The following is a 13,096-nucleotide window of genomic DNA, read 5'->3' on the forward strand; positions in this document are numbered from 1 at the left end:
TAATATTTTAACCAATTATTCATTTTTAATTCCAAATAATAAGAATTTAATATCTATTTTTCAGCCTACTATTACTTTTTATTTGGGTAGGACATACTAATTTCAATTTTTATTCAATAAAAAAAGCTCTGATTATAAAAATCAGAGCCTTAAATTTACTGCAGAAGCAAATCTATTTGTTTTCTAAAAAATGATTCAATAAAAATTTTGTAGAACTATCGTGATTCTTAACTTGTTTGGTATGAATCTCCTCTAATATCGAATTGGCCAATTGTTTTCCAAGTTCAACTCCCCATTGATCAAAACTAAAGATATTCCAAATAATTCCCTGTACAAAGATTTTATGCTCATACATCGCAATCAAGGAACCTAATGATTTTGGTGTTAATTTTTGAATCAAAATTGTATTGGTCGGTTTGTTTCCCGTAAACACTTTAAACGGCAACAGAACACTTGCTTGGTCAGCACTTAACCCTTGCTTATCGAATTCTGCTTGAACCTGCTCCTGTGATTTCCCATTCATCAAAGCCTCTGTCTGAGCAAAAAAGTTCGACATCAATTTATCATGATGATCTTCATCTCCATATAAAGGTTTTACAAATCCAATAAAATCAGAAGGAATCAATTTGGTTCCTTGGTGAATTAATTGAAAAAAGGCATGCTGTGCATTCGTCCCTGGCTCTCCCCAAATGATAGTTCCTGTTTCATAGTTTACCGGTTTTCCATCACGACCTACACTCTTACCATTACTTTCCATAGTTCCTTGTTGCAAATAAGGAGCCAGTTTTTGCAAATATTGTGTGTATGGAATCAAAGCTTCACTTTCTGCACCAAAGAAATTATTATACCAAACACTTAGTAATGCAAGTGTTACCGGGATATTCTTGTCAAAATCAGCTGTTTTGAAATGCTCATCCATTTCATTGGCACCGCTTAACAAATCGTTGAAATTATCGAAACCAACCGCCAAACTTATAGAAAGTCCTACGGCACTCCATAAAGAAAAACGTCCTCCAACCCAGTCCCACATTGGGAATACATTATCGGGATTGATTCCAAACTCAGTTACTTTTTGAATATTGGTTGAAACAGCCACGAAATGTTTGGCAACATCTTCTTGTTTAGCCGATTTTAAAAACCACGCTTTAATAGTTTCAGAATTGGTTAAAGTCTCTTGAGTTGTAAATGTTTTGGAAACAATAACGAATAAGGTCGTTTCTGGATTTAGCTTTTTGATAATTTCATTTACGTGATCCCCATCAACATTGGATGCAAAATGCACATTTAAATGATTTTTATAATATTGTAAAGCTTCAACAGCCATAACAGGTCCTAAATCGGAACCACCAATACCTATATTAACAATATCTGTAAATGGTTTTCCTGTGTATCCTGTTCTTTGTCCTGAGGTTATCTCGTTTGTAAAGGATTTTACTTTGTTTTTTACCGCATATACTTCCGGCATAACATTGATTCCATCTACATTAATTACAGCTGATTCTTTGGCACGCAAAGCAGTATGCAAAACAGCTCTATTTTCTGTTTGATTTATGATTGCTCCGCCAAAATAATCAGCAATAGCATTTTTCAAACCTGTTTCGTTTGCTAACTCAAGTAACAAATCAATTGTTTCCTGATTAATTCTGTTTTTGGAATAATCAACTAAAAAATCATTCCATTTCAAATGGAATTTTTCGGTTCTTTCAGCATCGGCTTGAAACATTGCTGTCATCGAAGCCTTTTGTATTTCATTATAGTGTGCCTGAAGTTTTTTCCAAGCAGAAGTTTCAGTTGGGTTTATTGTATTTAAAGCCATTTTAATTCTAGTTTTTTATAATTGTGCAAATTTACTGAAATAAGTTTGATTGGACTAAAATCAACACATTATATAACAATTAAATTCAAATTAAAAAAATAAATTAACTTGGTTTAAATAAGCTTAAAAATCATGTTTTCTATAAATTAGAAACACTATCCAATTCAAATTTCAATGGCTCGATTTTCTTTAAAAAACGCTCTTTGTTTTTGGAGTTCATAGGTTCACCGTTTGGCAATTTCAATCTCAATGCATCGACTTGCACTCCATTTTTCCAAAAACGATAACATACATGCGGTCCACTAGCCAATCCTGTACTTCCAACCAATCCTATAGTTTGACCTTGACTAACATGCTGTCCTCGTCTTACTAATATTCGGGACATGTGTAAATACTGGGTGGAGTATGTTTTATTGTGCTTTACTTTTACAAAATTTCCGTTTCCGGCAGTGTAACCTGTTTGCTCGACTGTTCCAGCGGCTGTAGCGGAAATCGGTGTCCCATAAGGCGCCGCATAATCAGTTCCTTTATGCGCTTTCCATATTTGTTGTACGGGATGAAAACGATTGGAGGTAAAACGGGAAGTAATTCGGCTAAATTTAATTGGTGTCTTAAGGAAAAAATTCTTCAGCGTTTTCCCATCCTCATCATAGTAATCCATTTTACCCGAACCTGGATTTTGCTCAAAAGGAAAAGCATAAATAATTTTTCCTTTGTATTCAAAAAATGCTGCCTCAAGACTATCAACACCATCATAAATGGAATCATTGATATATCTTTCGGTAAATGTCAATCCAAATCGGTCTCCTTTTTTCACTTTAAAAAAATCTATAGACCAAGCAAAAATCTTTGAAATTCTGGTTGCCAAAGCTCCTTCTACGTTCGCTGACTCCAAAGTTTCAGATAGTGATCCTTTCAGGACTCCGCCGATAGTTCGACGTTTTAATGTTAAAGGTTTGGTCTTTTTATACACTTTTGCGATCGAATCCCTCAAATCAACCACATAAAAATTTAAAGCATCAGGTTGATATATGAAAACATTCAGCGAGTTGGTTTTATTCTTGGAACGAAGAAGCGTGTAGTGTTTATTAATTCTAATAGTACGAACATCGAAAGTATCCTTCACTTGAGCTACAATATCAAAAATTTTTTTGTCACCGATATTTTGTCTTTGCAAAATACTTCCAAAAGTATCACCAGATTTTACAGAATCCTGAACAACATTAAAGTCAGAAAAATTAAAACCAAAATCATTCTTTTTGGACTTTGGAATTACTTGATTTTTCACAACATCCTCGCTCCTATTACAGGATATCAAGGAAAACAGTACTACTAAAATTACAATTACCTGCTTCAAGTTATCTCTTTTTAATCTTTAGTTTTCTACTCCCCAATTAGCCAATTCCTCTTCACTCCATAATTCCGGGAAGAAAATTCTTCTTTGGTATCTTGGGTGCATGTATTTCTTCCAATCACTTCCTCCTGTTGCCTCACCATCACCTTTACCGTTATCAATATATTTTCTGGCGGCATTTAGATGTCCCATTACCCAAGTAATATTAACCGTGTGATCATAATGACGCATGGCTTTCACCAATTCCGGATTTTCACGGTCTGATTCCGGTAATTGCTTAAATTTCTGCCAAAGATTTATCGTATTGTACTCCTGCATTTGTGTCAAAAATGCCGCTTTATATTTGCGTTCAAACTCTAATAACAAATAAGATTTCTCACCTGTTTGATGATCTTTTCCGGCTGCTTGCCAATACATGTGATCTAAGGCATGTTCATAAGGTGTATTTCGGTCAATAGTTGCACGAAAACGGTAATCAATAAGATTGATTAAATCAGTCGACGCTATTTCAATCATTCTATATTGTGCACTTTGAAAGCCACTTGCTGGAGTTAGCGTATTTCTAAATTTCATATACTGTTCTACCTCCATACCGTCTCCCATTATATCAAATGAAGTGGTAAGCATATCAAAGTAACGACTAATTCTCATTAATCGCTCGGTAAAAAAATCAGTTGTCAATTTTTCTGCATAAGAAATTTGATGCATTTCCCAAAGTATCATTTTAAAAAGCAATTCATTGACTTGATGATACATGATAAAAACCATTTCATCCGGAAGCGTCGTTCTTTGAATCTGCAAGTTCAATAATGCATCAGTTTGTATGTAATCCCAATATGTTATTGGTTTTGACCAAAGCAGTCCCTCAAGGTGTGTCTCCGTTTTTTGGTTTATTTTTTGAAATTTTTGATCAATTTCATCCAAAATTGATGCAGTGGTATCATTTATTGTCATTTTGCTTTTAATTTAAACGGATTATTCAATCCTTTGTACTCTTCCAAATCGGCTTTGATCGACCCTACTAAAAGTGTTGCTTTTATTCGAATTGGAATTTTATTGTAGTCATCTGAAATCCAAATTGTTAAACTTTCCTGTTCCTTAAATACACGTCCAGATTGTACTAACGGCTTAAAAATCATGGCTGAAACAACGCCAAATTTAGTTTTAATATCCTCTCTACCTATAAATTTTAACTTAAATTTTGTAGTCTCATTGTCAAAAAACATATCGATCATTACCGATTCTCCTGCTTTGATTTTATTGATATTGGGGTAATTCCGTAAATAATAAAAAGAAGACAGTATATCTTGTGTGTTTTTAGGAAAATCGAAGGTTTTTTCAGTTTTGTGTTTGTAATCTTTCACCAAGATTTTATTGGTCTTCTGATTGAAGAAGCCTTCTTGATTTTTGGTATAACCTCCTTCGTTAATTTTTCGAACAAATTTATAGGGATTCCTGGTATCCGTATCGATATAACTTTCATAAACATCTTCTACATTAAAGAAGAATTTGGTCATCCCGGTAGAAAAACCTTTGCCAATCACACGATAAACAGATTGATTATTATAGGTAGCGTCTTTAACTTCGATTGTAGCATAACCAGCGTTTATAATTCCGTAATGAACTCTAAACTTTAGATATTCGCCTCCAGAAAAAGCTTCCTCTTTTTGTGTGTCGAAACCTAAAGTGATAATCACTAACAAGAAAATTACAATTTTTTTCATAGGATCGATTATTGCAAAAACAGTACCAAATGTATTAAAACAAAAAAACTCAGTCAAATTAATGACTGAGTTTTTATGCTATTAACTAACCAAAAAACTATAAATTATGAAAATTTATATGAAACTAAGAAGGAAACCACCCCTTCCTGATTTGCGAGTGCAAAGGTATGGTATCAATCTACGTTTTTTTAGCAAAAAGTCAAGTTTAACACAACATTTGCAATTTTATGATTAGATTAACTGTTATTTTTTTTGATAATGCAATAAAAATCAAATTTTACAGCGTTCCTCGCAATTCCTGTTCGCGCTCTATCGACTCAAAAAGCGCTTTAAAGTTCCCCGCTCCAAATCCTTTGGCACCCATTCTTTGTATAATTTCAAAAAACAAAGTTGGACGATCCTGAACCGGTTTGGTGAAAATTTGCAATAAATAACCATCTTCATCAGCATCGACCATAATGGCTAGTTTTTCTATTTCGCTCAAATCTTCTTTCATCATATCCATGTGCACTCCCAATCTTTCTGGAATAGCCTCATAATAGGTATGCGGTGGTGCCGATAAAAATTCCACACCTCTTGCTTTTAATTCTGAAACTGTTTTTATGATATCATCGGTGGCGATGGCGATATGCTGAATTCCAGGTCCACCATAGAAATCCAAATACTCTTCGATTTGTGATTTTTTCTTTCCTTCGGCTGGTTCATTGATTGGAAATTTGATTCTTCCGTTTCCGTTGGACATTACTTTACTCATCAAAGCCGAATATTCAGTGTTGATTTGTTTGTCATCAAAAGAAAGGAAATTTACAAATCCCATAACATCTTCGTAGAATTTTACCCAAGTATTCATTTCATTCCAACCCACATTTCCAACCATGTGGTCAATGTATTTTAACCCCGTTGGTTCGGGATTATAATCGGATTTCCATTCTTTGTATCCAGGCAAGAAAATACCGTTGTAATTTTTTCTTTCGACAAAAATATGAACCGTTTCTCCATAAGTATAGATACCTGAACGCACTACTTCTCCAAACTCATCTTTCTCAACTGTTGGCTCCATAAAGGAACGAGCACCACGTTTCATGGTTTCTTCATAGGCGCTTCTTGCATCTTCTACCCAAAGTGCGGCTACTTTTACCCCGTCACCATGTTTTTTTAAATGATCGTGAAGAGGAGAATCCTGAGTTAATGGAGTGGTTAAAACAATTCGGATTTTGTCTTGTTTTAATACATAAGAAGCTCTGTCTTTCACTCCTGTTTCCAATCCGGCATACGCCAATGATTGATAACCAAAAGCGGTTTTATAATAATGTGCCGATTGTTTTGCGTTGCCTACGTAGAATTCGACATAATCGGTTCCTAAAAGCGGAAGGAAATCTTGTGCTCCTTCGAATATTTTCTCTAATCCGTATTCTACTGATTTTACTTCTTTTGCCATGATGTTTATTTGTTTAGTCGGTTAATCGCTAAATTGATTCACCAAAATGTTGTTGATTATCCTAAAGCCCTAGCCCTGATAGTAGTGGAAATCCCACGCTTTTGGGCGTGGATTGCAACGAATAGCAGGAATAGCTCCTAATTAATTTATTAAATGTGATTTAATTCGTTCTTAGCAATGACCTACTCTATCCAAGATTTATAGTATTGTCCATCGTCTATCCCCATGGCTTCCTCGGTTACCATAAGCGGACGGAAAGTATCGACCATTACAGCCAATTCCTGCGTTTCTGTATGCCCAATACTTCGTTCCATAGCTCCTGGAGCGGGGCCGTGAGGAATTCCTTTTGGGTGCAATGTGATGTGTCCTTGCTCGATATTGTTGCGGCTCATGAAATCGCCATCTACATAATACAATACCTCGTCGCTATCAATATTACTGTGATTGTATGGCGCCGGAATGGCTTTTGGATGGTAATCGTACAGTCTTGGCACGAAAGAACAAACTACAAAAGTGCCTGTCTCGAATGTTTGGTGTACCGGTGGCGGTTGATGCACACGCCCCGTTATAGGTTCAAAATTGTGAATTGAAAATCCATAAGGAAAATTGTAACCATCCCAACCCACAACGTCAAAAGGGTGTGTTGCATAAACTACTTCATGCATCATTCCTTCTTTTTTCATTTTGATGACAAAATCACCTTTTTCGTCATGCGATTCCAATTCGTTTGGTAAAATAAAATCACGTTCACAAAATGGCGAATGTTCTAAGTGTTGTCCTGATTCGTTTTTATAACGTTTTGGAGTGTAAAACGGAGAATAGGATTCTACATAAAACAAACGATTGTCTTCGGTTTCAAACTCGATTTGATAAATGATTCCGCGTGGAATAATCAAATAATCTCCATACTCAAAAGGAATATTCCCAAGCATGGTTCTAAGTTTTCCTTTGCCTTTGTGTATAAAAATCATTTCATCGGCATCGGCATTTTTATAGAAATAAGATGTCAATGATTTTCTTGGCGCTGCCAATCCTATGATGCAGTCTTTATTAACCAACATAGCTTTTCGGCTGTCTAAGAAATCGTCTTCGGGTTTCAATTCGAAACCTTTCAATAATAATGATTTTATGTTTTTCCCAATCGCGATTTTGGGCTCAACCGAATACGATTTTAGTATTTCTTTGACCTGAGTCGGTCGATGAATGTGATAAGACAATGAGGAGTGACCATGAAATCCCTCTGTACCAAATAGTTGCTCGTAATACAAACCTCCATTTGGTTTTTCAAATTGGGTGTGTCTTTTAGGAGGAATATTTCCTAGTTTATGATATATTGGCATAACAATTTAAATTAGATAGTAAACAATTCTTAAAAATCGTAGCGTCAAATAGTTTCTCTTTTTTAAGCAAAACTTTGATATACACAATCAAGTATTCAATTCTTTGACAATACTAATAGGGCTAAATGCTCCTATAAAATCACTCTGGATTTCTTTTGATCAAGAATTGAAGATACTCTAATAAACCTGTCCAATTTGTTTTCATAATTACAAATGTCGTAATTTTATTTAATAAAAAATAGAAATTAAAAAATAAATCCAACAGTAAACCAAAGGTAGGAATTTGAAGTTTCCGGAGACCAGGAATATTTTACTTCGACTGGACCAATAACGGTTTCCAATCCATAACCCAAAGCATATCCCGAATACTTTGGCAATGAAATCCAATCTAACGAATCATAGAGATTGTCATCTAAATTGGCATAATTGGCCGAAAAGTTAAGATGATTCTTTTTGAAAATTTCGTAATCAAACGTAATTGTACTTTCCAAATAACTATTGCCCGCAAGACTTAAATAATCGTAACCATAAAAATACTTAAAATTATTGGTATTGTTAAACCCATAACCTCCCAAAATAAAATCAAAATATGGCAAACTTTTATTTCCGATTGAGGTTCCGGCTTCGGTCTGAAGTTTTATTGTTGCATTCTTAAAAATTGTTCTTGCAATACCCGCTTCGGCACTTAAGATAGAAAACGGTTCAAAATTTGCGGATTTTTCTGATGAAAACATATAAAACTGTGGGTTACCCGAAAAAAACCACCCTTTTTTAGGAAAATGCTTATTGTCGTAAGAATCGTATTTTATATAGCCAAAAATACTGGAATAGGTACTTCTGGTAATGACTTCATTCAATTCTAATGTTTCGGAGGTAATATCGAGATATTCAAATTCGACTCCTACACCAATAAGAAATTTTTGAGCAAATACAGATTGGATATACAGCTGATTGGACAAATCAAGATAATCAATATTTATAGAATTCGTTGCTTCACTATTATACGTTATCACACTCACCGGAATGTTTTTATTAAACCGGTTCAATTGGGACTTAAAACCATAACTCAATTGGAATCCATTATCAATATAGTAGTCAAAATAGTAACGTACATTATCTCCCAAAACCAAATCGGCAGATAAAAAATCATTTTTAAAAAACGTCTTTTTATTGGTCACATTGGCCAGAATCGCGCTTTTGTACAAGCCGTCATAATGCAATCCAAATTTCAAATTTGTTTTTACAGGACTTTCGGTTAACGTGAGAATCAAATCGTCATACTCTCCATTTTTCTCAAAATAATAACTAACGGCTCTGAAATTTTGAGTGGCATTAAGGTTATTAATTCCGGTTTCCAAGTTTCTAAAACTTATTTTGGATCCTGGTTTAAAGTTTAATTTACCTATTATATAATCTCTTGAATAATTTTGCAGTTCATTTGTTTTGATATCCACTATGGTCAAACTATCCGTTTCCACTTTTAATTTGGGCTTGTGGTATGGATTTGCTTTATCTACTAAAAGTTCAATTTTTTCATAAATTGCAAAAGTAGCGTCTTCTCCTTTTTTTATAATTTCAGCAGCTTTATCAAAGGTTACTACTCCGTAATCTTTTACGTCAGGTTTGATATAAACTTCCGTAAGATTGGCATTTACTTTCATTCTTTCGATCATTTGCAAATTGGTAATCTGAAAGAAAATTCTTGATGCACTTCTTAATTCTTCTTTATTGAGCAAGCCAGATTGCACATCAACTCCGATTATAATATCGGCTCCCATTTTTCGAACTTCTTCAATAGGATAATTATTGATTACTCCTCCATCAACAATGAGGTTATTATCGATTACAACTGGTGAAAATATGGAAGGCAATGAAGAGCTTCCGGTAATTGCCTGAGCCAAAATACCTTTATCAAAAACCACTTGTTCTCCAAGTGCAATATTAGTTCCTACACACAAAAAAGGAATCGACAGTTCATTAAAATTGCGAACATGTCTTACGGGCAAAGTCAATCGGCTTAATAAATTGAAGTTGTACATCCCTTTAGACAATGCTTCGGGTGCACCAATACTAAACTTATTAAACGGAAGTGTCAAGGCATACAATTCATCGTTTCTCTTTTCATAAAAATTCTTGGAAGATCGGGGAATATAATCGTTCAAAACATTACTAAAGTTTGTCACATCGATAATAGAGTCGATTTGTTTGGCATTGTACCCCATCGCATAAAGCCCACCTATAACGGCTCCCATACTGGTTCCACCGATATAATCTATCTTTATTCCAGCGTCTTCTAATACATTTAGAACACCAATATGAGCAAACCCTTTGGCTCCACCTCCGCTCAACACCAAACCAATTTTAGGTTTTTTGAGTGTATCTTGTGAAAATGAATTCAAACAGGTAAAAAACAAAAGAATAAAAATCAGTATTCTATTCATAAGGGCAAATTAGTTTGTTTTGTAAAAGTCGGTAATTTTTTTGGCTTTTGACATACCTATAACGTCAGAAATTTCTTTTTCGGTTGCCAGCTTCAATCTTTTAACACTTTTGAAATGTTGAATTAATGTTAGCATCGTTTTTTCACCAATTCCCGGAATACTTTCTATAGAAGAATTCAGTGCTGCTTTACTTCTTTTATCACGGTGAAAAGTAATTCCAAAACGGTGTGCCTCATTTCGCAACTGCTGAATAACCTTCAACGTTTCTGACTTTTTATCCAAATATAAAGGGATTGAGTCCCCCGGATAAAACAATTCCTCCAGCCTTTTGGCAATTCCTATAATGGCAATTTTACCTCGTAATCCCAAAGCATCAATACTTTTTAAAGCCGATGACAATTGCCCTTTTCCTCCGTCAATGATAATTAAATTGGGCAAGGGTTCGTTCTCATCCAATAATCGTCTGTAACGGCGATACACTATTTCTTCCATCGAAGCAAAATCGTCAGGACCAACAACTGTTTTAACATTAAAATGGCGGTAATCTTTTTTACTGGCTTTTCCATCCTTGAACACCACGCAAGCGGCAACAGGATTTGTTCCTTGTATGTTCGAATTATCAAAACACTCTATATGTCTTGGTTCTACCGGCAATCGCAAATCACTTTTCATCTGAGCCATAATTCTGTTGGTATGACGATCCGGATCCACTATTTGCAGTTGTTTGAGTTGTTCTATTCTGTAAAACTTGGCATTGCGAATTGACAAATCCAATATCTGTTTTTTGTCTCCCAATTGTGGCACCGTAATTTTTATCGTTGGTCCCAAATCCACTTCAAAAGGGACAATCACTTCCTTGGACAGTAACTGAAACCGCTCACGCAATTCTATTATGGCCAATTCCAGTAGTTCTTCATCGGTTTCTTCAAGCTTCTTTTTGATTTCCATGGTGTGCGAACGGATAATCGATCCGTGAGAAATTTGTAGAAAATTAATATAAGCCGCACTTTCATCAGAAACAATTGAGAAAACATCGATGTTGGTAATCTTTGGGTTTACAATCGTAGAACGCGATTGGTAATTTTCAAGAATTTCAATCTTTTCTTTTATTTTTTGAGCTTCTTCAAAATGCATATCTTGTGCCAAACTAGTCATCAGTCGCTTAAAATCTTTCATGCTTTCTTTGAAATTCCCTTTCAGGATTTCCCGGATGGCATCTACTTGTTTTTGGTAATGTTCTAAGGTTTCAAATCCTTCGCATGGCCCTTTGCAATTACCAATATGATATTCCAAACATACTTTGAATTTACCACTTTCGATATTGGTTTGATTCAAATCGTAGTTACAGGTTCGCAACGGATACAGCTCTTTTATTAAATCCAAAATCGTATGAACCGTCTTGAAATTAGTATACGGTCCAAAATATTCAGATCCGTCTTTGACCATTCTGCGTGTTGCAAAAATGCGGGAAAAAGGTTCTTTCTTAATACAAAGCCAAGGATAGCTTTTATCGTCACGCAATAATACATTATATCTGGGCTGAAGCGTTTTTATCAGATTGTTTTCCAGCAAAAGGGCATCTGTTTCGGTGGGAACAACAATGTGTTTAATGGTTACAATTTTCTTAACCAGCACATTCGTTTTAGCAGTATCGTGAATTTTATTGAAATAAGATGAGACTCTTTTTTTAAGATTCTTGGCTTTACCAACATATAAAATTTTCCCTTCCTTGTCGTAATATTGGTACACACCAGGATCATCGGGCAGGGTTTGTATTTGCAGGGCTAAATTTGGCTTGGTCATTTTAAAAAAATCTACTGAAAATTAGTCGATTGCAACAAATAAATCCTAATTGTTCATTTTTTCAAATTTACAAATAACATTTATGCAAACCAATACGATTTTATCGTTACCAAATAAATAATTTCTATATTTAGGTTTTTATTTTAAAGCATGAAAGACTCAAAACCATTAGTGATTTTTGGCGAAAGTGTTTTGCCTGGAGAAAGTAAAACAATCCAACTGGAAATTGCCCGATTGCATACCACCACCAAACTGACAATTCCAATTATTGTAAGACGTTCCAAAATTGAAGGCCCAGTTGTGCTCTTTTCTGGAGGAATTCATGGAGATGAATTTAACGGCATTGAAATCGTAAGACAACTCATCAGCAAAAAAATAAACAAACCCAAAAAAGGCACTATCATTTGTATTCCCATTATAAATATTTATGGATTTATAAATAGATCCCGAGATTTTCCAGATGGGAGAGATTTGAATCGGGTATTTCCGGGAAGCAGAAAAGGATCGTTGGCCAGCCGATTTGCCTATCATATCACCACAGATATCATCCCTCTTGTTGATTATGCAGTCGATTTCCATGCGGGTGGGGCCAGCAGATTTAATGCTCCACAAATCAGACTTACGCCAAATAACCCAGATACAAAACTGCTAGCCAATGTTTTTAATGCCCCTTTTACTTTATACTCAAAAAATATAGCAGGCTCTTTTAGAAGCACCAGTGAAAAATTAAATGTAAAAATGCTGCTGTTTGAAGGCGGAAAATCCTTGGATATTAATCACGAAGTCGCTCAGGAAGGTATCAATGGGGTCAAACGCCTTTTGAAATATTTGGATATGCTAGACCCAAAGCATTATGCTCCTACACAAAAGAAACCTACAATTTATATTGAAAAATCGGGTTGGTTACGTGCCAAATGCTCCGGCTTATTAATTGACAATAATCTAGTTGGACAGTTTGTAAAAAAAGGAACAACATTAGGAATGATAACAGATCCTTTTGGAAAATTTGAACGAAAAATAAAAGCTCCAAATGACGGTTATGTCCTCAACGCCAATCACTCTCCCATTGTGTATCAAGGAGATGCCATTTATCATCTTTCGAATACGGCAGAAGAAGACAACGAGTAAAACCTAACAATTATCATATTTTTTCCTAGTCGATACTCTTATTTTTGAATAA

The 13,096-nt window shown here is 34.9% G+C and carries 9 protein-coding genes; 1 reads left to right on the forward strand and 8 read right to left on the reverse strand.

The annotated features are described in order from the left end of the window. Positions 1 to 172: 172 nt before the first annotated feature. The 8 genes from pgi to uvrC form a co-directional block, all read right to left on the reverse strand. On the reverse strand, positions 173 to 1,816 hold the full coding sequence (gene pgi / locus B0E44_RS07355) for a glucose-6-phosphate isomerase (protein WP_077372325.1): 1,644 nt from the start codon (positions 1,814 to 1,816) through the stop codon (positions 173 to 175). Positions 1,817 to 1,955: 139 nt separating this feature from the next. Beyond that, positions 1,956 to 3,173, reverse strand: a complete 1,218-nt coding sequence (locus B0E44_RS07360; protein WP_077372328.1) for a peptidoglycan DD-metalloendopeptidase family protein — start codon at positions 3,171 to 3,173, stop codon at positions 1,956 to 1,958. Positions 3,174 to 3,191: 18 nt separating this feature from the next. Then, positions 3,192 to 4,124 (reverse strand): tryptophan 2,3-dioxygenase family protein, encoded by a 933-nt coding sequence (locus B0E44_RS07365; RefSeq protein WP_077372331.1) that lies wholly within the window; start codon positions 4,122 to 4,124, stop codon positions 3,192 to 3,194. Continuing rightward, entirely contained in the window at positions 4,121 to 4,894 is a 774-nt protein-coding gene (locus tag B0E44_RS07370; RefSeq protein WP_077372334.1) for a DUF3108 domain-containing protein, read from the reverse strand. Before B0E44_RS07370 ends, B0E44_RS07365 begins: the two co-directional genes overlap by 4 nt. A 277-nt stretch (positions 4,895 to 5,171) precedes the next feature. Next, positions 5,172 to 6,332, reverse strand: a complete 1,161-nt coding sequence (gene hppD, locus B0E44_RS07375) for a 4-hydroxyphenylpyruvate dioxygenase (protein ID WP_077372337.1) — start codon at positions 6,330 to 6,332, stop codon at positions 5,172 to 5,174. Between the two features lie 182 nt (positions 6,333 to 6,514). Beyond that, positions 6,515 to 7,672, reverse strand: a complete 1,158-nt coding sequence (locus B0E44_RS07380; RefSeq protein WP_077372340.1) for a homogentisate 1,2-dioxygenase — start codon at positions 7,670 to 7,672, stop codon at positions 6,515 to 6,517. Positions 7,673 to 7,917: 245 nt separating this feature from the next. Continuing rightward, the gene (locus B0E44_RS07385) at positions 7,918 to 10,113 is read right to left on the reverse strand and encodes a patatin-like phospholipase family protein (protein WP_077372343.1); all 2,196 of its coding nucleotides are present in this window, start codon (positions 10,111 to 10,113) and stop codon (positions 7,918 to 7,920) included. 9 nt (positions 10,114 to 10,122) lie between these two features. Beyond that, positions 10,123 to 11,916, reverse strand: a complete 1,794-nt coding sequence (gene uvrC, locus B0E44_RS07390) for an excinuclease ABC subunit UvrC (protein ID WP_077372346.1) — start codon at positions 11,914 to 11,916, stop codon at positions 10,123 to 10,125. 150 nt (positions 11,917 to 12,066) lie between these two features. Between uvrC and B0E44_RS07395 the strand changes: the two genes are divergently transcribed. After that, on the forward strand, positions 12,067 to 13,044 hold the full coding sequence (locus B0E44_RS07395; RefSeq protein ID WP_077372349.1) for a succinylglutamate desuccinylase/aspartoacylase family protein: 978 nt from the start codon (positions 12,067 to 12,069) through the stop codon (positions 13,042 to 13,044). The last annotated feature ends 52 nt before the right edge of the window (positions 13,045 to 13,096 follow it).

The organism is Flavobacterium sp. A45 (genome assembly GCF_002001005.1).
Lineage (GTDB): Bacteria > Bacteroidota > Bacteroidia > Flavobacteriales > Flavobacteriaceae > Flavobacterium.

Coding starts and splice junctions, on each gene's coding strand:
- B0E44_RS07395 (WP_077372349.1), top strand. CDS start 12,067: ATGAAAGACTCAAAACCATTAGTGATTTTTGGCGAAAGTGTTTTGCCT.
- B0E44_RS07385 (WP_077372343.1), bottom strand. CDS start 10,113: ATGAATAGAATACTGATTTTTATTCTTTTGTTTTTTACCTGTTTGAAT.
- B0E44_RS07370 (WP_077372334.1), bottom strand. CDS start 4,894: ATGAAAAAAATTGTAATTTTCTTGTTAGTGATTATCACTTTAGGTTTC.
- B0E44_RS07365 (WP_077372331.1), bottom strand. CDS start 4,124: ATGACAATAAATGATACCACTGCATCAATTTTGGATGAAATTGATCAA.
- pgi (WP_077372325.1), bottom strand. CDS start 1,816: ATGGCTTTAAATACAATAAACCCAACTGAAACTTCTGCTTGGAAAAAA.
- hppD (WP_077372337.1), bottom strand. CDS start 6,332: ATGGCAAAAGAAGTAAAATCAGTAGAATACGGATTAGAGAAAATATTC.
- B0E44_RS07380 (WP_077372340.1), bottom strand. CDS start 7,672: ATGCCAATATATCATAAACTAGGAAATATTCCTCCTAAAAGACACACC.
- uvrC (WP_077372346.1), bottom strand. CDS start 11,916: ATGACCAAGCCAAATTTAGCCCTGCAAATACAAACCCTGCCCGATGAT.